Below are 21,028 nucleotides of genomic sequence, written 5' to 3'. Positions count from 1 at the left end.
TTGATCGCGGGCAGGGTAGCGCCCAGGGGGAAGCCCACCACCGCACAGGCCAGCACCTCGCTGCCGGCGAGCGCCTCGGCCACCTCGGCGACATGTATGGCGTTCACGCAAACCGACTTGAAGCCGTGCTCCTTCGCCTCGGCGCAGTGGCGCGCCACCTCGGCGCGGGTGGCATCGGCCTTCAGGATGGTGTGGTCGATGAAGGCGGCCAGATTGCTGATCTCGGCGGACATCTCGATCTCCCGGGCAAGGGTGGCGGCTGAAGCCGGGCCTCATGGCCGGCGGAGCTGCCAGAAGGAGAATTTCATTGCAAGCGGCCTGAAGAGAAAATTACTTCCAGGGATGCGGGTCATGGCAAGGGGACCAGGAAGGATGGCGGCAGCCGCGGCGGAACTGGCCGGGCGGATCCAGGCGCAGCGCCCGGGCCTGAACCCGACGCTCGGCCGGCTGGCGGACCTGGTCCTGGCGCAGCCCGACCGGGTGAAGGCCATGACGATCGGCGAGCTGGCACAGGCAGCCGGCGTGTCCCAGGCGACCGTCAGCCGCTTCGTCCGCTCGATGGGCGCCGGCAGCTACCAGCAGTTCCGCATCATGCTGGCCGAAGGCCGGGCAGCCGGCACGGTGCCCCCAGGCCAGGAGGTTTACGAAGGCATCGCCCTCGGTGACGAGGCCGGCACGATCATCGCCAAGATCGCGCACCGGCAGGTCGCCGCGATCGAGGCGGCCCGGCGGCTGCTCGATCCTGAGGAGCTGGCGAAGGCCGCTCGGCTGGTCGCGGCACGCGACACGATCTTGTTCGTCGCGATCGGCTCCTCCTTGCTCGCGGCCGAGAACGGGGTCATGCGCTTCGTCCGGATCGGCAAGGCCTGCATCTTCGAGCGCGATCCCAACCTGCAGCTCTTTGCCATCGCCGGCCTGGCCGGGCGCGCCACGCTGGTCGCGATCAGCGATTCCGGGCGGACTCGCGTGGTCCAGTCCGCGGTGCAGGAGGCGCTGGCCGTGGGCATGCCGACGGTGGCGATCACCTCGGCGGCGAACTCGCCCCTTGCCCGTGCTGCCGACGTGCTGCTCGCCACCCCGGCCAGCCGGCCCACCGGTGGCGAGGGCATTCACGAATCCATGGTGGCGAAGATGGCCCAGCTCATGGTGATCGACGCCCTCTACGCCCTTGTCGCCGTGCAGGAGCCGGCCATAGCCCTGCCGCGTCTTGCCGCCACCGACCGCATCATCGCCAGGAGCCGGAGCCGATGACCAAGCACGACCTGCCCGACACCACCCGCTTCTGGCCGTTCGCCGGGGGCGACCTGTGCGATATCGGCAAGAATGGCGGCTTCGTCGAGGTGCCGCTCGCCCCGCCGGGGCCGGACGAGGTGATCGCCCGGGTCGATGCCGCCTGCGTCTGCTCGTCCGACATCAAGGTGATCCGGATGGGTGCCGCCCACCCCCTGTTCTCGGAGCGTGACCTAGCCAAGGAGCCGGCGGTGCTTGGCCACGAGATGGCGCTGACCGTGGTGGCAGTGGGCGAGAACTGGCAGGGCCGCTACCGGCCCGGCGACCGGCTCGGCCTGCAGCCCGCGATCACCGTGGCCGGTCGGCGCCACACGATCGGCATGGACCTGCCGGGCGGCTTTGCCCAGCACATCCGCCTGGACGCGCGCACGCTGGGCGGCGACGAGCCCTATGTCTTCCCGGTGCCGGACCAGCCAAGCGCCGCCACGATCGCGATGCTTGAGCCCTATTCTTGCGTGGAGGCCGCCTACCGGCCGAACTGCCGGACTGAGTTTAAGCCGGACGGCAGGCTCCTGCTGGTGACGGGTGAGGGCGGTGATGCGGTAGCACTGGACATCGCCATGCCGGCCAAGGAGGCGACGCTGGTCGCGGCCGATCAGGCGGCGGTGGCCTGGGCGGCACCGGCCGCGTCGGTCGAGCACCATCCGACACTCGACCGGCTCCTGGCCGACACCAAAGGGCCTGGCTTCGACGACATCATCCTGCGCGGCAGGGTCCGGCCGGAGTTGATCACCGCGCTGCTGGACCGGCTCGACCGGGGCGGGCTGCTGGTGCTGGCAGGTGCGCAGGAGCAGGTCCTGGTCGCGGTGGACGCAGCCCGGATCCACTACCACGCCCTGTCGCTGCTCGGGACGGAGGGGCCAGGGCTGGCCGATGCGTTCCGTCCGGAGCGCTGCCGCTTCGAGCTTAAGGCCCGCGGGATTGCGCTGATCCTGGGTGCCGGCGGAGCGATGGGCCGGATCCACCTGCACCGGGCGCTGGAGATGGCGGACGGGCCCGCCACCATCCTCGCGACCTCGCGCAAGCCGGCACGGCGCCAGGCCCTGGAGGAGGATTTCGGCGAGCTCGCCCGGCGCAACGGCCGGCGGCTGGTGATCCTGTATGATGCAGAGGTGCCAGCCACGGTGCGGGAACTGGCGCCAGGCGGCTGCGACGATGTCGTGGTGGTGGCGCCCGATGTCGGGCTGATCGAGACGGGGGCGGGCTACTTGGCGCCGGGGGGCATGCTCGTCCTGTTCTCGGGCATGCCGTTCGGCAAGCCCTGCCGGCTGCCACTCTGGCGGATCGGAAGCGACGGCGTGCGCTTCACCGGCTCCTCGGGCTCGGCCGTGGCCGACCAGCTGGCCGTGCTCGACCGGGTGATGGCCGGCCGGCTGGACCTGGCCGGCAACCTCCAGGCAGTGGGCGGGCTAGGAGCATTGCCGGATGCTCTGGAAGCGGTCGCGGAGGGCCGGCTGTCTGGCAAGATCGCGATCTATCCAGGCCGCCTCGACCTGCCGCTCACACCCCTGGGCGAGCTGCGTCGCGACGGCAGCACCGGCTGGTCCCGAGACGACGAGGCCTGCCTCGCGGCCGGTTGATCGTCCCGGCAGATCGGTGCGGGCTGGACATATCGATCCGGGCTCCTAGGGTCTCGGGCCGGCTGCCTCGACTGCGGCGGCGGCGAACGGGTTTACGGGCAACAGGTCCACGGGAAAGCGGAACGTGAGCAAGGAACGCATCGGGTTCATCGGCGTCGGCCTGATGGGCCACGGCATGGCCAAGAACATCGTCGAGAAGGGCTGGCCCCTGACCGTCATGGGCCACCGCAACCGTGAGCCGGTGGAGGACCTGAAGCGCCGCGGGGCCGAGGAGGCGCGTACGCCCAAGGAGCTGGCGGAGCGGTCCGACATCGTGCTGCTCTGCGTCACCGGTTCGCCGCAGGTCCAGGCGGTGCTGACCGGGCCGGACGGGCTGGCCGCCGCCGGCCGACCGCTCCTGGTGATCGACTGCTCGACCTCGGAGCCCTCGGTGACCACGAAGCTGGCCGAGGTGTTGGCGCCCAGGGGCATCACCCTGATCGACGCGCCGCTCGGCCGCACCCCGGTCGATGCCGAGGCCGGCCAGCTCGACGTGATGGTGGGCGGCCCGGACGAGGCGGTGGAGCGGGCCCGGCCGGTGCTGGAGGCCTTCTCGGGCCGGATCATCCGCACGGGCCCGACCGGCACCGGCCATACCATGAAGCTTTTGAACAACTTCCTGTCGATGGGCTACGCCGCGCTCTATGCCGAGGCGCTGGCGCTCGGCGCCAAGGTCGGCCTGACCCCGCAGGTGTTCGACAGCGTGATCCAGGGCGGGCGGATGGATTGCGGCTTCTACCAGACCTTCCGGCGCTACGTGATCGAGGGTGACCGCAACGCCCACAAGTTCACCCTGCGCAACGGACTGAAGGACGTATCCTATCTGGCGGCACTGGCGAACTCGGTGGGCCTGGCCAACCCGGTGGGAGCGGCGGTGCGCAACAGCTATGCGCTGGCGGTCGGCACCGGGCATGGCGACGACTACGTGCCGATGCTGACCGACATCGTGGCCAAGCAGAACGGGATCGACTGAGGCTCGACGGGGCTGGGGTCAGGCCCGGGATCAGGCGATGTCGATCACCTGGACCCGGACCCGGCGCTCCTGGCCGTCGCGGACCACGGTGAGCTCGACCTCGCTGCCGATGCCTGCCCGGGCCAGGTGCTCGGCCAGCTCGGCGATGGTCCGCACCTCCTGGCCCTCGATCTGGGTGATGATGTCGCCCAGGCGTTGGGTCTGGGGGTCGATGCCGACCAGGCCCGCACGGTCGGCGGCACCGCCCGGCAGCACCTCGGCGATCACGATGCCCGGCACCTCCAGCCCGGCTGCGATCCGTTCGTCCAGCGTGGCGATGCCGATGCCAGGCCGTGGCGCATGGCCGTGGCGGATCAATTGCGGGACGATCTCGTTCACCACGTCGACCGGCACGGCGAAGCCCACCCCGGCGAAGCTGCCGGTCTCCGAGTAAATCGCGGTGTTGACCCCGATCAGCCGGCCGGCCGTGTCCAGCAGCGGCCCGCCGGAATTGCCGGGGTTGATCGCGGCGTCGGTCTGGATCACCCCGCGGATCTCCCGGCCGGACGCGGTCGGCAGGCGCCGGTCGAGCGCGCTGACGATGCCCGAGGACATGGAGCGGCTGAGCCCGAACGGGTTGCCGATCGCATAGACGGTCTGGCCGACCGTCAGGTCCACCGAGGTGCCGAGCGGGATCGGCTCGATCGCGCCCAGCGAGATGCGCGGGCGCAGCACCGCCAGGTCATAGTCGGGTGCGGTGCCGATCACCGTAGCCGGCACGGGGCTGCCGGCACCGAACTGCACCACCACGTCGCGCGAGCCGGCCACCACATGGTTGTTGGTGACGATGTGCCCAGCCTCGTCCCAGACCAGGCCCGAGCCGGTGCCGCCGCCCATCCGGCCGCGGGTGGCGATCAGCGGCACCGCACCAGAGCGGGACGCGAACACCTCCATGGCGTTCTGCTCGAACTCGGCAAGCGCACCCCGGGCCGCGATCGCGCGGGGCTCGTCGGCCGAGAACAGGAGGGCGCGCAGGTATGGTTCGGCCGTCCAGAGGGTCGCGAGCGCCAGGAGCCAGAGGATCGCGATGCGGAGCAGGCGGACGGGCAAGCGGCGGTTCCTCCGGGCGGGGCGGCCACGGTGTTGACGGCGATGCCGGCACGGGCGTCAAGCGCGGATGTCGAATGTTCTCGACGGAACGTGTGTGGTGGCAGGTCGCCGGCCGGGTCGGCTCGGGTTCGTTTCGTCGAGCGATGATGCGGCCGTCTCGGGTTCGTTTCGCAAAACGTCGGGTCGGGTCCGGTTCGCGGAGCATCCTGCACCCTAGGCGAACAGGATAGCAGGTTCAGGCCGATGATCCCATGTCGCTGCCGTCCGCGAAGCTGATGCTCTTGACGATGGCGAAGACCGGCCGGCCGACCTCGAGCGGCAGGGTGGCGATGGCGCGGCGGGTGACCTGGGCGATCAGGAGGTCGCCGGCGCAGTCGAGCTGGACGTCTACCACGGGGCCGTCGGTGCGCCCGATCGCGGTGATCCGGCCCGGCAAGATGTTCTGGGCGCTCAGGCCGTCTGGCTGGCGCACGGCGAGCGTCACGTCACGGGCACGGATGCGCAGGCGGACAGGTGTGCCGACCGGCCGGTCCAGCAGCGGCACGAGCAGGCGGCCGGCCGGCGCCTGGAGGACCGAGAGCGCATAAGCCGGCTCGTGCCCGGCCAGCCGCGTGTCCAGGAGCGCCCCGGCCTCCGCGCGTTCCTGGCCCTGAAACATGTCGAGGCTCGCCATCACCTGCCGTGCTTGGCCGCTGCGCACGACCCGGCCATCAACCAGCACGACGACGGTGGTGGCGAGCCGTGCCACTTCGGCCACCGCATGGCTGACATAGACGATCGGGATGCCGACCTCGTCGCGCAGCCGCTCGATGAAGGGCAGGATCTCGGCCTTGCGCGCCTCGTCCAGGGACGCCAGCGGCTCGTCCATCAGGAGGAGGCGCGGGCTCGCCATCAGCGCCCGGCCGATCGCGACCCGCTGCCGCTCGCCGCCGGACAGGCCGGACGGGCGCCGGTCGAGCAGGTGGCCGATTCCGAGCAGCCCGATCACCTGGTCCAGATCCGCAACTGCCTGCCGCTGCCTGGTGAACCAGGTCCCATAGACCAGGTTGTGCCGCACGGAGAGGTGCGGGAATAGTCGGGCATCCTGGAAGACATAGCCGATGCGGCGTCGGTGCGCCGGCAGGAATACGCCGCGTGCCGTATCGAGCAGGACGGTATCGCCCAGCCGGATGACACCCTCGCCCGGCCGGTTCAGGCCGGCGATCGCGTTGGCCAGGGTGGTCTTGCCTGAGCCGGAGCGGCCGAACAGGACGGTGAGCCCGCCCGTGCTGGCAAACTCGGCATCGAGCAGGAAGCGGCCCTGCCGGTGCCGGATCCGCACTTCCAGGCTCATGCGCCGATCCGGTGATGGATCCGCCTGGCCAGCAGCTCCGAGCCGATCAGCGCCGCCATCGAGATCGCCACTGCGACCAGGACCAGGCGCATGGCGCCGGCCTCGCCGTCGGGGATCTGGGTGAGGGTGTAGATGGCGCTCGGCAGGGTCTGGGTCTCGCCCGGGATGTTCGACACGAAGGTGATGGTGGCGCCGAACTCGCCCAGCGCCTTGGCGAACGACAGGATCATGCCGGCGACGATGCCAGGCAGGATCAACGGCAGGGTGACCGTCAGGAACACCCAGGCCGGATGCGCCCCCAGCGTGCCGGCCGCCTGCTCCAGCCGGCGGTCGACCGCCTCGATCGAGAGGCGGATCGCCCGGACCATCAGGGGGAAGGCCATGATCGCGCAGGCCAGCACCGCACCGGTCCAGCGGAAGGCGAACACGATGCCGAACTGTTCGGCGAGGAAGTTGCCCACCGGTGCTCGACGGCCGAAGGTGAGCAGGAGGAGGTAGCCGGTCACCACCGGGGGCAGGACCAGCGGCAGATGGACCAGCGTGTCCAGGAATGCCCGGCCGGGAAAGCGGCCGCGCGCCAGCAGCATCGCGACCAGCAGGCCGAACGGCAGGCTCCACAGCGTCGCGACGGTCGCGACGCGCAGGCTCAGCAGGACCGCGGTCCATTCCTCAGGGGTGAGCCAGGCACCCATCGCCCGCGCGTCAGTCGGCCGACCCGATCAGGAGGCGGCACCGTCCAGCACGGTGAAGCCCGCCCGGCGGAAGGCGGCCGCCGCCTCGTCGCCCTGGAGGAAGGCCAGGAATGCGGCGGCCTCGGACCTGGCCGGATCGGCCTTCACCAGGGCCGCCGGGTAGATGATCGGCGGATGGCTGCCCTTGGGGAAGGTGCCGACGACCTTCACCTTGGGGTCGCTCGCCGCGTCGCTGCCATAGACGATGCCGAGTGGGGCCTCGCCCTGCGAGACCAGGGCCAAAGCGGCGCGGACATTGTCGGACTGGGCGAGCTTCGCCTCGACCGCGGGCCAGACGCCGAGCTTCTCCAGCGCCGCCTTGGCATACTTGCCGGCCGGCACCGAGTCGACCTGGCCCACCGCGAGCCGCCCATCGCCCAACAGGGCGGCGAAGTCGGTATCGGCACCGATCCCGGTGACGGCAACGTCCGAGTCGGCCGGTGCCACCAGCACCAGCGTGTTGCCCAAAAGGTCGACGCGGCTGGCCGGCTCGATCAGGTCGCGCTCAGCCAGGTAGTCCATCCAGGGGATGTCCGCCGAGATGAACAGGTCGGCGGGCGCCCCCGCCTCGATCTGCTTGGCGAGCGCGGAACTCGCCGCATAGGAGGCGACCACCTCAGTGCCGCTCGCTGCACCGAACGCCGTGATGGCCTCGTCCAGCGCGTTCTTCAGGCTGGCCGCGGCGAACACGGTAAGCCTCTCCGCCGCATGCGCACCCAGCGGGAGCAGAAGACCCAGAGCCAGGACGGCACCGGCGAGATGGCGGCGGCGAAGCATGGAACCTCCGGGAGCGAAATTTCCGGCAGGATATAACGCCCCCGACGGCGCGCCAAGCGTGGCTGGTGCGCGGTCAGCAGGTCCGGCAGGCCGCGCGTGCGCCGGGGCCGCGTTCGGCCAAAGCGCGTTTCATCGCACCGGCCGCCCGCTGGACCTGCTCCAGGCGGAAGAACCGGCTGCCGTCGAGCAGGCGGAAGGCCGGATCGGCGGCCACGAAGCGGAAGCCCTGGCCGGCCTCGAGCAGGAGGCCGATCGGCTGGTTGTCGACGATGACGGGAAGGGGACGATCATCCCTGGGCATCGATCCCTCGGACCTGGTTCGTTCGGATTGGTGGAGGAAGCCGATGGAGGAGGTAGACATGAATGGTTCGCCTTTTGTGAAGGTGAACCACGACAGGGTCGTGGCGCTTAGCGTTTGGTCACGCGGCGCAAGCTGGACCGGCAAATGCCCGCGGCCGGCGGACGGGCCGGCGCTATAGATCTACATAACCCGCAGGGCTGGCGGCAATCGTCTCCCGCACCGGATCGGATCAATAATACTAAAGGCCGGATTCAAGTTCCGGCCGGGAAAGCGCGGAGCGGAGGAAAGCGATGGGGCGGACCGCCAGCAGGATGAGCGTGGCCCTGGCCTTGTGCCTGCCGGGCGCTGCGCAGGCGGCCACGGACGAGGCCTGGTCGAGATTTCGCGACGACGTGGCCGCTGCCTGCCTTGCCGAGGCGGCACCGCTTCTCGAAGATGCCGTGGCCACGGTCGATCCGTTCGGCAGCCCGTCCTTCGGGCTGGCAGTGGTGCGGGGCAAAGAACGCGGCGGCGACGGCTGGGCGATGGTCGTCTGCGTCTACGACAAGCGAACCAAGTCAGTGGAGGTCGGCAGTGCCGTCCGGGAAGAGGAAGATTGAAATCTGGCCGGCCGCCCTGGCTGCCGCCGCCGTGGCTGCGATGACGGCCTGCGCCGTGCAGCCGAAGAACGACCCGGAGATCCGGGACGTCAGCACGGTCACCTACCATTGCGAGAACGGCAACACGCTCGAGGTCTGGTTCGAGCCGGACTCGGCGATCGTCACCGAGAACGGCGGCGAAACCCTGATCATCCCGCAGCAGCGCTCGGGCTCGGGCATGTGGTACGCCGATGAAGGCAACGAGCTGCGCGGCAAGGGCGACGAGGCGAGCTGGACTGCCGACGGCAAACCCACGACCCAGTGCAAGGTGGCGTCCTGACCAGGCGCGCCCGGCCGGGACGACCGGGCGCAACCCCTGCTTGATCGACCGGATCTTCCCCGATCAGGTGTCTGGTCCGGTCAGGGCGTCCGGTCCCTGGTGAACAGCCGGATCTCGGAGGCGCGCGGTCCCATCGGGCCCAGTGCCGGCGACGGGGTCACCTGGACCATGGTCCCCACCTCCAGCTCGTCAAAGTTGCCGCTGATCACGTCGGAGCGGGTGAAATGCAGGTCGGGGCCGCCCCGCACCTCGACGAAGCCGTAGTCGGCGTCCTTGAACAGCCGGACGATCTGACCGGTCTGGAGGTCGCTCCCGCCGGTCTGGCGGTTCACGTCGCGCTGGGCCTCGACACCGTCCTCGAGCTGGCGCTGCACCATGTCGAAGGCACGAGTGACGATCTGGGTGTGATCATTCTTGGCCTCGCGCCGCTCGGTGCCGGCCTTGGCGACCACCAGGTTCCGCCCCGGGACCTCGACTTCCACCGCAATGCCGATCGGCGTCTTGCCGCTCTCGGCGCTGCGGTGCGGTACCTCCACCACGACACGGCAGCCGATCACGTTCGGATGGTAGCGTTCCAGTTTCGCGGCCCGCTCGCGGATGAGCGAATCGAGAAATTCGGACGTCTCCAGGCCCTTGTAGGTGATCTGCAGCGGCCGTTCCATGCGAGGCTCCCTTTCTTCGATGGCGGATCGTTGCCTCGATCCTCATCAGAAACGTCGGCCTAGGCCCGGCCGGTTCAAGGGGGCGGGCTGCGACGGCCGGCCGCTGCCGGCAGGACCCGCTCCAGCCAGGCGGGCAGGCCGCTGTCCCGCCAGTCGCCGGTCCGGTAGCCGAGATAGCCATCCGGTCGGACCAGCCAGCCGGCTCGGCCAGACCCGCCATAGCGGCGCTGGAACTCGCCGGCCGCATCCGCCAGCAGCGGGAGGCCCGGCATCTCGTCCAGAACCTGGCCGGCCGGGGCCAGCGCGTAGCAGCGCAGGAGGTCGCCGTGGCGGGCGGCGAGGGTGGCGGCGAGGCTCACGGCCGTCTCGGCGTCGCCAGCATCGTCCAGCCGCAGCAGCAGGACGTGCCCGGCCCCGCGCAGCAGGTCGAACAGGCGCAGGGGATATCCCACCTCGGCCTGCGCCAGGCCGTTCGCGTCCGGCGCCCGGTCGCCCGCCTGCGGCCCGTCCGCCATGGCGGTGCTGGCCTCGTCGCGGACCCAGGCACTGTCCCGGTAGCTGATGGCGAGCTGGGCGCCCTGGAGCTTGCTTTCGCCGCCACGGGCACCGGTGCGGAATGCCTCAGTCTCGGCGATCGTCCGTGCCAGCACGTCCTCGCCCACCGGCCGGCGCTCCGCCTCGTAGCTGTCCAGCAGTTCGGGCGGTGCCGCGCCCCCCATCACCAGGGCCAGCTTCCAGGCGAGGTTGTAGGCGTCCTGGATGCCGGTGTTCATGCCCTGGCCGCCGGTGGGCGGGTGGATGTGCGCGGCATCGCCGGCGATGAACACCCGGCCCGACTGGTAGCGTTCGGCCAGGCGCATGCTGATGCGGTAGATCGACGACCAGCGCAGGTCGGACAGCACCAGGCCGGGCAGGACGGCGTCGACCTCGGCCTGCAGCCGCTCCAGCCCCGGGGCCGGCCGTTCGGACTGGATGCCGTGGGCGACCCCGTCGCCCGCTGGGGGCGGTGCCAGGTCGTCGGGGGCGAACATGGACAGCCGATAGCGCTGCGCTTCCGGGAGCGGGATCGCCACCAGGAAGCCGGTCATGCCCTCCTCGCCGAAGCCGACCGCGCGCAGCGCCACGCCGCGCGGCAGGTCGGTCGTCAAGCGGACGTCGCCCAGCATGAACTCGACCGGATAGGCCTCGCCTGGAAAGCCGATGCCGAGCGCCTTGCGCACGCTGCTGTGCGCGCCGTCGCAGCCGACGACATAGGCGAAGCGGGCCGTCTCGCTCTGTCCATTCCGCTCCAGCGTGACCTGCACCGCGTCCTTGTCCTGCGCCAGCGACGTCAGCGTCGTGCCGCGCTCGATCCGGATGCCCAATGTGGCCAGATGCGCGGTCAGGATACGCTCGGTCACGTTCTGCGGCAGGCCCAGGTTCAGCCCGTAGGGGAGGTCCGGCAGGCCGCCCGTCACCTCCTGCGCGACCTGGCGGTTCACCACCATCCGCAGGCCGCGCAGCCAGATGCCACCGTCGATCATCGGCCGGACGATGCCGAGATCGTCCCAGACCTCGAGCGTGCGCGGGGTCACGCCGATGGCGCGGCAGTAGGGGCTGGGCGTGTCCAGCCGGTCGATGATCCGGCAGGTTAGGCCCTGGCGGGCCAGGGCGATCGCCATGGTCAGGCCGACCGGCCCGGCACCCACCACGAGTATCTCAGCCATCGTTTATCCATTCCCTGATCTGCGGCCCAAGTTCGCACAGGTGCGGCCTATTTGCATGCGGCATCTGGAGAATGACCGGCCGCGGGACATATCGGTCAACCGAGCAGACCGTTGAACCGCCAGGAGGGGAACCATGAGCATCGGAGCGTCCAGGGAGCGCAGCCTTCTGTCCCAGAGCGAGCTGGAGCGGGTGCGCTTCAGCCATTATCCGGGGCTGGTCGGCGCGGAGCGGGACGAGCTGGTCGAACTCGCCCGCTGGCTGCGCGAGCAGCGCGGCCGGCTGCAGGGCCAGATCCGCCAGGGACACCGCCTGCGCCGCGGCAAGGCGGAGCCACGCAGCCAGCGGGAGGGTTCGGCCAACGAGCAGCAGCTGGCCGCCCGCAAGCAGGTGTTCTCCCAGGCGCTGCGGCGGGTGAACAGCCGGCTGGGCCAGTTCGCGGTCGAGCGGCGCCGGCAGCAGAACCTGGCGCGGCTGCAGGCGGCGCTGGAGCGCAAGCGCAACGCGCCGGTCCATCACCCGCAGCCGGGGCCGCACGCCGCCGCCGATGCCGCGTCGATCGAGAATCCCAAGGACACGGTGCAGACTGATCCACGCGAGATCGGCCGGGTGTCGCAGTTCGTGAAGGACGCGCAGGCCCGGCGCGACGACCAGGGCTGAACCGGGCGGGATCGAGTCAGGCCGGATAGCGCCGGTTGGGCGGCGGGACCCGCCCCACATTGCCCAACTCGATCACGTAGCCGAAGTCCTTCTCGGTATCGAGATAATAGTGCTCGTCCTGGTTGAACCGGCCGCTCTGGATCACGGGGTAGCCCTGAGCCGTGTAGTGGGCCACCGCCTTCTGGCAGTCGGCATGGTAGAACTTCACATGGTGCAGGCCCTCGCCGTGCTTTTCGATGTGCTCGTCATAGATGGAGTAGCCGCTGACCGGCTGGATCAGTTCGATCTGCACCGCGCCCTTCCAGGTGAGCCCCAGCAGCGCCTTATGGGTCGCCGGCCTGCCGCGATAGATGAAGTCGTCGACCTTGGTCGCGTCGAACTCGTAGACGTCCCAGGGGCCCTGGCCGCAGACCTCCCAGTGCCGCTGCATCGCCGCCTCCAGGTCGCGCACGAGATAGGCCACCTGGATGATGCTGCCTTCGACGGTCATGTTCGTTTGCCTCCCTGGCGCCGCTTTTTCTGACGCGGCCCGACTGTGCGCTGGGAAGGAAGGCGGCTCAACCCGCCGTGATCGGCCGGAACGTATCCTGCCTGCCGCGGTTACCCTCCCAGGCCAGCAAGGAGCAGGCAGCATGAGCAAGACACCGCCGATCCCCGAGCAGAACCGCGACCCGGGCATGACCTCCCACACGCCGAGCCAGCCCAAGGAGCATTCGCCGAAGGCGCCGACCCGGAACAACCTCAAGGAGCAGGGTCGCCAGGGCAACATCAACCAGAACACCCACCACCAGGGCTATCAGCAGGGGCGCTGAGGGTCCGCCTCGTCATCCCCGGCTCGACCGGGGGATCTACCTGGGGAATCGTCCGTGGTTGATCCCCCGCATGTGCGGGGGACGACAGCAAGAGGCGGGACCGGCTCAGAGCTTGTCCTTGGCCAGCATCATGTGGCAGCCCTTCTGCCCGTCCACCGTCTGGGTGACGCGCAGGTCGCCGGCCAGCGAGCAGAGCATGTAGGCCTGGTTGCGGTTGAGCGCGGTGCGCCGGCAGATATGCTCGACCATCTGGCGCACCGCCTGGGCGGCGGCATCATCCAGGTCCTCGTGGAGGCCGATCGAGATCAGGTGGGTCTCGTTCTCGGCGAACGGGTAGGTGTAGTCGAGATCCTTGCGCACGCTGAGGCGGAAGGTGCCGGTCAGCGCGGTCTCGAGCGCGGTGATGCAGACCTCCCCGTCGCCCTGCACCCCATGGCCGTCGCCGGCGCTGAACAGGGCACCCTCGTTGAAGACCGGCAGATAGAGGGTCGTGCCGGGCTTGAGTTCCTTGTTGTCCATGTTGCCGCCGAACACGCGCGGCGGCGGGGTGGGCTGGCGTCCCCAGGCTTTCGGCGGGGCCACCGCGAGCACGCCGAAGAACGGGTCGAGCGGCAGTTCCTTGCCCCAGGGCAGCTTCATCGTGCGTTGGTTGCGGTCGATGTCGGGGAAGATCGTCTCGTACTCGGTGAACTCGCCCGGCAGCGTGCCGAGCAGCGGCAGGATCGAGACGAAGCCCCAGTCATAGGGCAGCTCGTGGGACAGGATGTCGATCTGCAGCACGTCGCCGGGCTCGGCACCGCGCACATAGATCGGGCCGGTCACGAAATGCGGCCCATCGCCCAGGGAGCGCTCGTGGGCGGCGAAATTGAGCTCGGCAACGCGCGAGCGGTCGGGCGGCATGCTGTCCAGCCCGCCCGCGGGCCAGCTGGTGAGCGTCACGGTGTCCCCGGAATCCACCTCCAGGATCGGTGGCAGCGTGGCGTCGAAGAAGCCGTAGACCATGTTCTCCGGCGTCGGCTCGATGACGTGATGACGGCTCATGACGACCTGGATACCCCCTACTCCTGTCCGGGCCAGCATATGGCCGGTGCTCGCGGTGGGGAACCGCCAAGTCGATGTTTTTCCTGATCATTCTTCAGGCATGGCGCTCAGGCCCTGAGCAGGACATGATGCGCCGGCCAGCAGATGCGGAGGACGGTTGAACACGATCTATGTCGATGCCGATGCCTGTCCGGTGAAGGACGAGGTCTATCGGGTCGCGGACCGCTACCAGTGGCGGGTGGTGGTGGTCGCCAACATGTGGCTGCGCGTGCCCGAGCATCCGCGCATCAGCCGGGTGATCGTCACCGAGGGGCTGGACAAGGCCGACGACTGGATCGTGGAGCAGGCGGGCGAGGGCGACGTGGTGGTCACCGCCGACATCCCGCTGGCGGACCGCTGCGTGAAGAAGGGGGCGAGAGTGCTGGGGCCGAACGGCAAGGCGTTTACGCCGTCGTCGATCGGTGCCGATCTCGCGCTGCGCAACCTGATGACCACGCTGCGCGAGACCGGCGAGATCCGGAGCGGCGGGCGGCCGTTCGCCAAGGAGGACCGCTCGCGCTTCCTGGTGGCGCTGGACACGGCCGTGCAGGCGATCCGCCGTACCGGCCGCTAGAGCGCCCGGAGGCTCAGACCAGGGTGGTCTGCACCTCGTGATTGCCGCGGATTGCGTGCGAATAGGGGCAGACCACATGAGCGGCCTGGATCAGCTCCTCGCCCTTGGCACGGTCCACGCCCGGCAGGCTCACTTCCATGGAGATGGCGAGGCCGAAGCCGCCGCCGTCCTCGCGCGGACCGATGCCGACCGTGGTGGTGACCTTCGCGTCCTCGCTGATCTTCACCTTCTGCTGGTTGGCCACGAACTTCAGGGCGCCGAGATAGCAGGCCGAGTAGCCGGCGGCGAACAGCTGCTCGGGATTGGTGCCGGGGCCGCCCCCGCCGCCCAACTCCTTGGGCGTGTCGAGCTGGACGTCGACCTTGCCGTCCTCGCTGCGCGCATGGCCCTGGCGGCCACCGGTGGCGGATGCCTTGGTGGTGTAGAGAATGGGCATTGCGTCTTTCCTCCTGTGGCCGGGCTTCCCTGTCGCCCGAGGCTTCCGGGTATAGAGGTGCCCGCACCCTCTGGGCCATCCCCGTTTTGCCAGGGGGACTATAGGCGATCCCCGGCCTCAGCCGAGATCGGGGGCGAACAGCCGGTCGATGCCCACGAGCGTCACCCGGTGCCCGGTGGCCGCAGCCAGGCCCAAGGCGGCACCCAGGTCGATCACCAGGCTCTGGACCTCGGCACCGTTCACCGTACCGGCCGAAAGCCCGATGCCGTGGTCGCCAGCACCGAGCGCGCCGTCGCCGTTGCTGTCGAGCATGGCGAGCGTGACGACCCGGCCTTCCGCGCCGAAGCCGGTGCCGCCACGCAGCAGCAGGCGATCCTCGCCACGCACGAAGTCCAGCACCCGCTCGCCTTCGTCGCCCTCGATCACCCCGTCCAGCGACCAGGCGCGGAACAGGAACTGGTCGTCACCGGCGGCCCCCGCGACCAGGTCGTCACCGGCCCCGCCCACTAGCAGGTCGTCGCCGGCCCCGCCGTTCAGCCGGTCACTGCTGGCCCCGCCGCCCAGCTTGTCGTTGCCGCCATCGCCCAGGAGCGTGTCGCCGTCCTGGCCGCCGCCCAGCCAGTCCTGGCCCTCCCCGCCATGCAGGAGATTGTCCCATAAGCCCACGCGCAGGATGTCGTCGCCTTCGCCATGGATGCGCACGTCGCCGCCCAGCACGTCCGCCCGGTCGGCCCCCTCGCCCAGGCGCAGTTCGGCCCGGTCGAAGCGTTCCCGGCCCGTGCCCAGGCGCACCCAGTCGTCGCCGGCTCCGGCATCCAGATCGGCAACGTCCGCCTCGTCGAAGATCGCGTCGTCACCGTCGCCGCCGTCCAGGAGGTCGAGCCCCGCACCGCCGTTCAGCATGTCCCGCCCGCTGCCGCCGATCAGCACGTCGTCGGCCAGCCCGCCCATCAGGCTGTCGTCGCCGCTGCCACCCTCCAGCCGGTCCTGGCCGCCCTCGCCGACCAGCACGTCGTCGCCCTCGCCACCCAGCAGCAGGTCGTCGCGCCGCCCGCCCAGCAGCAGGTCGTTGCCGGCCAGACCCTCCAGCCGGTCCGCACCCTTGCCGCCGGCCAGGACGTCGTCGAACTCCGTCCCCACCAGCCGGTCACTGCTCTCCGTACCGGTCCGCTCCGCGCCGAAGCCACGCAGGACGGTCCGCGCCTGCGCGGCGCCGGGGATGGGGTCGATGCCGGTGCGGAAGTCGCTGGCCAACAGGCCGGTGACGCCGAAGAAGGTGGCCGTGACCGCGCCCGCCTCGGGCGAGGCCGGCGGCAGGCGCAGCACGGTGGACAGGCGGGTCTCGTCGTCCAGCATCATCTGCCGGACGCTCACCCACTGATCGCCATTGTCCAGGATGCCGTTGTGGTTGGTGTCCAGGTCGGCGAAGCCACGGCCCTCGAACGCCACCCGGTCCTGGCCGCGCAGGAAGTCGGTGACCGTCACCTCGCCGGATGAGGGGTGGAACAGGTCGGCACCGGCCCCGCCGGTGAGCACCGAGCGCTCGGCGAACGCCACCAGCGTGTCCGTGCCGGCCCCGCCATCCAGGCGGGCGAACGAGCCGGCGCCGAACAGGCGGTCGTCGCCGTTCTCGCCGCGCAGGTCGTTCCAATAGGCCGTCCCGTCGAGCCGGTCGTCGCCGGCACCGCCATGGCTGCGCGCCATGACCGAGGGGATGCCCAGGAACTCCCCGTTGCTGAACGCGATCTGGTCGCTGCCCTCGCCGCCGCGCACCACCGCGGCCTGCGCCTCCACCATCATGCGGTCGTCGCCGCCGCCGCCGTCCAGCCAGATCGCGCCGGCGCGCTCCACGGTGAAGCGGTCGGCATCGGCGTCGCCGAACGCGCCGGCCCCGTCGGTGCCCTGGAGGAAGATCCGGTCCTGGCCGGACCCGCCACGGATGATGCCGCCGCCATCGCCATCGAGCAGCAGGTCGTCGCCGTCGCCGCCCTCGATCAGGTCGCTGCCGGAACGGTCCTCGATCCGGTCGTCGCCGGCCCCGCCGATCAGCCAGTCGTCGCCCGGCTCGTCGCCCAGCGTGATGCCGCCGGCCTGCGGATCGGCGAACCCGTCGCCGCCGATCACGTCGTTGCCGAGCCCGCCCTGGATCGTGTCGTTGCCCTGGCCGCCGGCCAGCAGATCGTCGCCGGCACCTCCATCCACGACGTCCTCGCCGCCGCGCGCGGCGATCACGTCGGCGCCGGCAGTGCCGGTGAGGTCATCGTTTTGGTTAGTTCCGGTAATTCGCATGACAAAGGCCCGAGTCCATAAATTCTCGTTGACCTTTATCTAGTCCGCACCGGCGACCCGGGCCTGTCGAAAATGGTGGGGGAAACGGCGTCCGGCGCCGCCCAACCACAAGGAGAAAACTGGGAGAACTTCCGCCACCCGCCGGCTGGCCGGACGGGTGGCGGGTGGCTCAGACCTCCAGTGGCGCGAACAGCTGGTCGATGTCCTGCTCGGAGAAGCTCATGCTCCCTGCAGTACCGGTCAGGATGCCGTCGACGAGCTGCTTCTTCTTCTGCTGCAGCTCGATCATCTTCTCCTCGACGGTGCCGGACGAGATCAGTTTGTAGACGAACACCGTCTTGTCCTGGCCGATACGGTGGGCGCGGTCGGTCGCCTGCGCCTCCACGGCCGGGTTCCACCACGGATCGTAGTGAATCACCGTGTCCGCCCGGGTGAGCGTCAGCCCGGTGCCGCCGGCCTTCAGGCTGATCAGGAACACCGGCACCTCGCCGGCCTGGAACCGCTTGACCGGGGTCTCGCGGTCCTTGGTGCGGCCGGTCAGCTTGACGAAGTCGATGTCGACCTCGGTCAGCATCTTCTCGATCAGGTCGAGCATCTCGACGAACTGCGAGAAGATGATGATCCTGCGGCCGTTCTCGATCATGTCGGGCAGCATGCTTGAGAGCAGGTCGAGCTTGGCCGACTGGGACAGGCCGAACCCGTCCACCTTGTCGCTCTTGAGCAGGCGCGGGTCGCAGCAGACCTGGCGCAGTTTGAGCAGCGCCTCGAGGATCGCGATGTTCGACTGCGCCAGGCCGCGCTCGGCGATCTCCTGCCGCACCCTGGCATGCATGGCGAGGCGGACGGTCTCGTAGAGGTCGCGCTGCGTGTCGGTCAGCTCGATCTCGCGCATGATCTCGTTCTTCTCGGGCAGGTCCTGGGCGACCTGGTCCTTGGTGCGGCGGATCATGAACGGCCGGACGCGCGCCGCCAGCAGCTGCTGGCGCTCCTGGTTGCCGTCCTTCTCGATCTGGGTACGGAACACCTTCCGGAAGTTCTCCCGATCCCCCAGATAGCCGGGCATCAGGAAGTTGAACATCGACCACAGCTCGCCGAGATGGTTCTCGATCGGCGTGCCGGTCAGGCACAGGCGCTGGTCGGCCTTGATCTTGTAGGCCGTCCTGGCGAGCTTGGTGGTCGGGTTCTTGATCGCCTGGGCCTCGTCCAGCACCACCAGCCGCCACTCGCGCGCCAGGAGCTCGTCGGCATCGCGCAGGAGCAGGGCATAGGAGGTCAGGACGACGTCATAGTCCTGGATATGCTCGAACAGGTCGTGGCGGTCCTGGCCGTGCAGGACCAGGAGCCGGATGTGCGGCACGAACTTGCGCACTTCCGAGCGCCAGGTCGGGATCAGGCTGGTGGGGCCCACGATCAGCACCGGCTTGTCGAGCTTGCCCTGCTCCTTCAGCAGCGCGATGTGCGCGAGCGTCTGGAGCGTCTTGCCGAGGCCCATGTCGTCAGCCAGCACGCCGGAGATGTTGGCGTGGTGCAGGAACTGCAGCCAGTCCAGGCCCTGCTTCTGGTAGGGGCGCAGCTCGGCCTTGAGCTGCCTTGGCGGCATGCACTTGGGCAGCTCGCCGTTGGCGGTGAGCTGGCGGGCGAGCTGGCGGATGCTCTCTCCGCCGTTCCAGACCAGCGTGTTCTTGGGCAGCTCGTCTTCCAGCTGGATCAGGCGGGTCGCCTCGGCCCGGCTGAGCTTGAGCGTGCCGGATTCATCGACCTTGCCGGCAGCCAGCAGCTCGTAGAGCGAGCGCAGGATTGCGGCCAGGCGCTCGGCCGGGATCGGCAGGATCCGCCCGTCCGGCAGGTTGGCGTAGATCGGCTCCTCGCCGGCCTCCTCCAGGGCGGACGGCGACATGCTCTCAGGGGCGCGCTCGAACAGCTCCAGGATCACCGGGAGCAGCGGCAGGCGCTCGCCATCCACGTCGATCTCGACCTTGGCCTCGAACCAGTCGATGCCGCTTTCCACGACATCGAGGTGCCAGCCATTGGTGACCTTGGCGACCCGATAGGGATATTCCGGCCCGAAGGTGACCTTCCAGCCTTCCCGGACCAGGCGCGGCAGCTCCTGGTGGTTGAACTGCACCCAGCGGAAGCTGAGGTCGTCGTCCTCCTCGCCCTCCTCGAAGGTGAAGTCCTGCCGGCAGGACGGGTCGGCGAACTTGCCGAGCCCGGTCGGGCCCAAGGGCTGGAGGCCCAGCGCGTTCAGCCGCTCGACATAGGGCACTTCCAGGAGCGCGTCGCGCGGGATCACCAGCAGGCGGTTGTCCGAGACATGGTTGATCTCGGTCTTGCCGTCCTGCCAGCCGACCTGCGCGCCGGCATAGTCGAAGGAGAGGCGGAGCAGCGGCAGGTCGACGTCCTCGACCTCCTTGTTCCAGCCGAGGCCGCGCTGCACCTGGACGCGCGGGCAGTGCAGGTGGAGCACCGGGGTCGGGGCCACCTCGATCCGCTCGCGCTTCTTCAAGGGCTCGGGCAGCGGGATGTCCGGCACCGCGGCCACCAGCTTCTGGCGCACCAGGCCGGCCGTGATCGCCGGGATCGCCGGGGCGTTCAGCAGGTGGCGGAGCTGGCGGACGTCCAGCCCGGTCTCGACCTTGCCCACCACGCCGTTCTTCAGGTCGGCATACCAGGGCTGGCCCAGGTTCAGGATGATCGTGTCGTCGTTGGCGTCATCCAGCTCGCACAAGGCGCGCTGCTGGCCCTCACCGTTGAAGCGCCACACCACCTTGCCCGGCCGGTCCTCGCCCAGGGTGAGGGCCGGGTTGGTGCTGCTCTGCCAGTGGCAGTGGCCGGTGGCGAGCATCATGCGCAGGACCTCGCCGTCGGTCGGCCCGGCCAGGCGGCGGACATTGCCCGGCACGCCGGCCAGGAGCCGGCCGATCACCTGGTCCTCGAGCGTGACGAAGCGCGGCGCGTCGTCACTGGCGATCTGGCTGATCGAGACCGAGTTGTCGCGTCCATACATGCCGTCGCGCAGCCGGCGGGCGCGCGAGGTCCGCACGCTGATCGGCTGGGCCACGCCCAGGTCGCGCCAGGACCGCTGCGCCGGCTCCAGCAGGTAGAGGACCACGTCGTTGTCGGAATCGCTGGCCCGGCTCGTGCCGGACATGGCGGCGAGCCAGGCTTCCGTCTCGCTGTCGATCGCGACGGTCTGCTCCTCGGGCTCGGGCGCCGCGGTCTTGTGCAAGGCGTGCAGCAGCATCGCCACCGCATGCTCGCACTGGGTGTGGATCATGCAGGTGCAGGTCGAGGAGACCTTCACGCGGCCGCCGCGCCCATTCTGCACCTGGATCCGCACGAGATAGGGCACCCGGCGGTCGGCCTCCTTGACCTTGCCGGAGATGGTCTTGCCGTCGCGCTCGACATCGAGTTCGACGACCGTACCCTGTTCCTGGAGAGTTTCCCCCCGCTTCCAGGTCGCCGGGTGATAGAGCCGCTCGAGGTCGGCGCGAGAGAAGGGCAGCATGATTGTTTTTTTGTCGTCAGCGCAGGTTGACGTGGATCACCGGACCATCCGGAGACCGCGGCGAAAAGTCGATCGGCAGGAACCGCCGGTCACGCGCAACGACCGTTGCGCGCCGGAGGCTCCAATGGGAATGACAGTATCCCCCAGACGAGCGAGCGACGGCCCTAGATGAAACCATCTTCATCCCCAATCGATGGCCTCGTGCTGGTCGGAAACCAGTTCCACCCGGCACTGGTGCGTTTTAGCCACAGGATTGAGGCGGTCGAGCCGCA

19 protein-coding genes and 2 pseudogenes are annotated in these 21,028 nt (G+C 69.6%); 8 read left to right on the top strand and 13 right to left on the bottom strand.

Going from position 1 to position 21,028, the window contains the following annotated elements; translation table 11 throughout:
* Positions 1-233, bottom strand: a pseudogene (locus EQG76_RS07315) (deoxyribose-phosphate aldolase); the annotation flags it as partial.
* Between the two features lie 139 nt (positions 234-372).
* On the opposite strand from EQG76_RS07315, the gene EQG76_RS07310 reads away from it, so the two are divergent.
* The 3 genes and pseudogenes from EQG76_RS07310 to EQG76_RS33305 form a co-directional block, all read left to right on the top strand.
* Positions 373-1,251: a MurR/RpiR family transcriptional regulator gene (locus EQG76_RS07310; RefSeq protein WP_159711984.1), complete on the top strand. Its 879-nt coding sequence runs from the start codon at positions 373-375 to the stop codon at positions 1,249-1,251.
* Positions 1,248-2,870 carry an alcohol dehydrogenase catalytic domain-containing protein gene (locus EQG76_RS07305; protein WP_159711982.1) on the top strand — a complete coding sequence of 541 codons (1,623 nt, stop codon included), beginning with the start codon at positions 1,248-1,250 and terminating at the stop codon, positions 2,868-2,870. The genes EQG76_RS07310 and EQG76_RS07305 overlap by 4 nt, the downstream gene beginning before the upstream one ends.
* A gap of 106 nt (positions 2,871-2,976) precedes the next feature.
* Positions 2,977-3,882 (top strand): annotated as a pseudogene (locus EQG76_RS33305) (NAD(P)-dependent oxidoreductase); the annotation flags it as partial.
* A gap of 30 nt (positions 3,883-3,912) precedes the next feature.
* Here the strand turns inward: EQG76_RS33305 and EQG76_RS07295 are convergent.
* The 5 genes from EQG76_RS07295 to EQG76_RS07275 form a co-directional block, all read right to left on the bottom strand.
* The gene (locus EQG76_RS07295) at positions 3,913-4,971 is read right to left on the bottom strand and encodes a S1C family serine protease (protein ID WP_159711978.1); all 1,059 of its coding nucleotides are present in this window, start codon (positions 4,969-4,971) and stop codon (positions 3,913-3,915) included.
* Between the two features lie 235 nt (positions 4,972-5,206).
* The gene (gene modC, locus EQG76_RS07290; protein ID WP_159711976.1) at positions 5,207-6,304 is read right to left on the bottom strand and encodes a molybdenum ABC transporter ATP-binding protein; all 1,098 of its coding nucleotides are present in this window, start codon (positions 6,302-6,304) and stop codon (positions 5,207-5,209) included.
* Entirely contained in the window at positions 6,301-6,996 is a 696-nt protein-coding gene (modB, locus tag EQG76_RS07285; RefSeq protein WP_159711974.1) for a molybdate ABC transporter permease subunit, read from the bottom strand. Before modB ends, modC begins: the two co-directional genes overlap by 4 nt.
* Before the next feature lie 27 nt (positions 6,997-7,023).
* Positions 7,024-7,812, bottom strand: coding sequence for a molybdate ABC transporter substrate-binding protein (modA, locus tag EQG76_RS07280; protein WP_159711972.1), 789 nt, complete (start codon positions 7,810-7,812; stop codon positions 7,024-7,026).
* 73 nt (positions 7,813-7,885) lie between these two features.
* Positions 7,886-8,113 carry a hypothetical protein gene (locus EQG76_RS07275; protein ID WP_159711971.1) on the bottom strand — a complete coding sequence of 76 codons (228 nt, stop codon included), beginning with the start codon at positions 8,111-8,113 and terminating at the stop codon, positions 7,886-7,888.
* A 290-nt stretch (positions 8,114-8,403) separates the two neighbouring features.
* Between EQG76_RS07275 and EQG76_RS07270 the strand changes: the two genes are divergently transcribed.
* Positions 8,404-8,712, top strand: coding sequence for a hypothetical protein (locus EQG76_RS07270; RefSeq protein ID WP_159711969.1), 309 nt, complete (start codon positions 8,404-8,406; stop codon positions 8,710-8,712).
* Between the two features lie 40 nt (positions 8,713-8,752).
* Positions 8,753-9,031, top strand: coding sequence for an MliC family protein (locus tag EQG76_RS07265; RefSeq protein ID WP_235031244.1), 279 nt, complete (start codon positions 8,753-8,755; stop codon positions 9,029-9,031).
* Between the two features lie 80 nt (positions 9,032-9,111).
* Here EQG76_RS07265 and EQG76_RS07260 read toward each other — a convergent pair whose 3' ends face one another.
* Positions 9,112-9,693 carry an HPF/RaiA family ribosome-associated protein gene (locus tag EQG76_RS07260; RefSeq protein WP_159711965.1) on the bottom strand — a complete coding sequence of 194 codons (582 nt, stop codon included), beginning with the start codon at positions 9,691-9,693 and terminating at the stop codon, positions 9,112-9,114.
* 74 nt (positions 9,694-9,767) lie between these two features.
* Positions 9,768-11,399, bottom strand: coding sequence for an FAD-dependent monooxygenase (locus EQG76_RS07255; protein WP_159711963.1), 1,632 nt, complete (start codon positions 11,397-11,399; stop codon positions 9,768-9,770).
* Positions 11,400-11,532: 133 nt separating this feature from the next.
* Here EQG76_RS07255 and EQG76_RS07250 point away from each other — a divergent pair, with 133 nt between their 5' ends.
* A complete protein-coding gene (locus EQG76_RS07250; protein WP_159711961.1) occupies positions 11,533-12,057 on the top strand; it encodes a hypothetical protein in 525 nt (174 codons plus the stop codon).
* A 16-nt stretch (positions 12,058-12,073) separates the two neighbouring features.
* Here EQG76_RS07250 and EQG76_RS07245 read toward each other — a convergent pair whose 3' ends face one another.
* On the bottom strand, positions 12,074-12,547 hold the full coding sequence (locus tag EQG76_RS07245; RefSeq protein ID WP_159711959.1) for a VOC family protein: 474 nt from the start codon (positions 12,545-12,547) through the stop codon (positions 12,074-12,076).
* Positions 12,548-12,689: 142 nt separating this feature from the next.
* Between EQG76_RS07245 and EQG76_RS07240 the strand changes: the two genes are divergently transcribed.
* A complete protein-coding gene (locus tag EQG76_RS07240) occupies positions 12,690-12,869 on the top strand; it encodes a hypothetical protein (RefSeq protein WP_159711957.1) in 180 nt (59 codons plus the stop codon).
* 105 nt (positions 12,870-12,974) lie between these two features.
* Here the strand turns inward: EQG76_RS07240 and EQG76_RS07235 are convergent, their stop codons facing one another.
* Entirely contained in the window at positions 12,975-13,910 is a 936-nt protein-coding gene (locus EQG76_RS07235) for an acetamidase/formamidase family protein (protein ID WP_159711955.1), read from the bottom strand.
* 157 nt (positions 13,911-14,067) lie between these two features.
* On the opposite strand from EQG76_RS07235, the gene EQG76_RS07230 reads away from it, so the two are divergent.
* Positions 14,068-14,523, top strand: a complete 456-nt coding sequence (locus tag EQG76_RS07230; protein ID WP_159711953.1) for a YaiI/YqxD family protein — start codon at positions 14,068-14,070, stop codon at positions 14,521-14,523.
* A gap of 13 nt (positions 14,524-14,536) precedes the next feature.
* Here EQG76_RS07230 and EQG76_RS07225 read toward each other — a convergent pair whose 3' ends face one another.
* From EQG76_RS07225 to EQG76_RS07215, 3 genes are all read right to left on the bottom strand, one after another.
* On the bottom strand, positions 14,537-14,959 hold the full coding sequence (locus tag EQG76_RS07225) for an organic hydroperoxide resistance protein (RefSeq protein ID WP_159711951.1): 423 nt from the start codon (positions 14,957-14,959) through the stop codon (positions 14,537-14,539).
* Positions 14,960-15,076: 117 nt separating this feature from the next.
* Entirely contained in the window at positions 15,077-17,248 is a 2,172-nt protein-coding gene (locus EQG76_RS07220; protein ID WP_159711949.1) for a calcium-binding protein, read from the bottom strand.
* Between the two features lie 169 nt (positions 17,249-17,417).
* On the bottom strand, positions 17,418-20,756 hold the full coding sequence (locus EQG76_RS07215; RefSeq protein ID WP_159711947.1) for a DEAD/DEAH box helicase: 3,339 nt from the start codon (positions 20,754-20,756) through the stop codon (positions 17,418-17,420).
* Positions 20,757-21,028: the final 272 nt, after the last annotated feature.

Source organism: Geminicoccus flavidas (assembly GCF_009806515.1).
Taxonomy (GTDB): domain Bacteria; phylum Pseudomonadota; class Alphaproteobacteria; order Geminicoccales; family Geminicoccaceae; genus Geminicoccus; species Geminicoccus flavidus.
The sequence above is the reverse complement of the archived record's forward strand: the minus strand, read 5'-3'. Positions and strand labels throughout refer to the sequence as shown.

Coding starts and splice junctions, on each gene's coding strand:
- EQG76_RS07310 (WP_159711984.1), top strand. CDS start 373: ATGGCGGCAGCCGCGGCGGAACTGGCCGGGCGGATCCAGGCGCAGCGC.
- EQG76_RS07305 (WP_159711982.1), top strand. CDS start 1,248: ATGACCAAGCACGACCTGCCCGACACCACCCGCTTCTGGCCGTTCGCC.
- modC (WP_159711976.1), bottom strand. CDS start 6,304: ATGAGCCTGGAAGTGCGGATCCGGCACCGGCAGGGCCGCTTCCTGCTC.
- modB (WP_159711974.1), bottom strand. CDS start 6,996: ATGGGTGCCTGGCTCACCCCTGAGGAATGGACCGCGGTCCTGCTGAGC.
- modA (WP_159711972.1), bottom strand. CDS start 7,812: ATGCTTCGCCGCCGCCATCTCGCCGGTGCCGTCCTGGCTCTGGGTCTT.
- EQG76_RS07275 (WP_159711971.1), bottom strand. CDS start 8,113: ATGCCCAGGGATGATCGTCCCCTTCCCGTCATCGTCGACAACCAGCCG.
- EQG76_RS07270 (WP_159711969.1), top strand. CDS start 8,404: ATGGGGCGGACCGCCAGCAGGATGAGCGTGGCCCTGGCCTTGTGCCTG.
- EQG76_RS07265 (WP_235031244.1), top strand. CDS start 8,753: ATGACGGCCTGCGCCGTGCAGCCGAAGAACGACCCGGAGATCCGGGAC.
- EQG76_RS07260 (WP_159711965.1), bottom strand. CDS start 9,693: ATGGAACGGCCGCTGCAGATCACCTACAAGGGCCTGGAGACGTCCGAA.
- EQG76_RS07255 (WP_159711963.1), bottom strand. CDS start 11,399: ATGGCTGAGATACTCGTGGTGGGTGCCGGGCCGGTCGGCCTGACCATG.
- EQG76_RS07250 (WP_159711961.1), top strand. CDS start 11,533: ATGAGCATCGGAGCGTCCAGGGAGCGCAGCCTTCTGTCCCAGAGCGAG.
- EQG76_RS07245 (WP_159711959.1), bottom strand. CDS start 12,547: ATGACCGTCGAAGGCAGCATCATCCAGGTGGCCTATCTCGTGCGCGAC.
- EQG76_RS07240 (WP_159711957.1), top strand. CDS start 12,690: ATGAGCAAGACACCGCCGATCCCCGAGCAGAACCGCGACCCGGGCATG.
- EQG76_RS07235 (WP_159711955.1), bottom strand. CDS start 13,910: ATGAGCCGTCATCACGTCATCGAGCCGACGCCGGAGAACATGGTCTAC.
- EQG76_RS07225 (WP_159711951.1), bottom strand. CDS start 14,959: ATGCCCATTCTCTACACCACCAAGGCATCCGCCACCGGTGGCCGCCAG.
- EQG76_RS07220 (WP_159711949.1), bottom strand. CDS start 17,248: ATGCGAATTACCGGAACTAACCAAAACGATGACCTCACCGGCACTGCC.
- EQG76_RS07215 (WP_159711947.1), bottom strand. CDS start 20,756: ATGCTGCCCTTCTCTCGCGCCGACCTCGAGCGGCTCTATCACCCGGCG.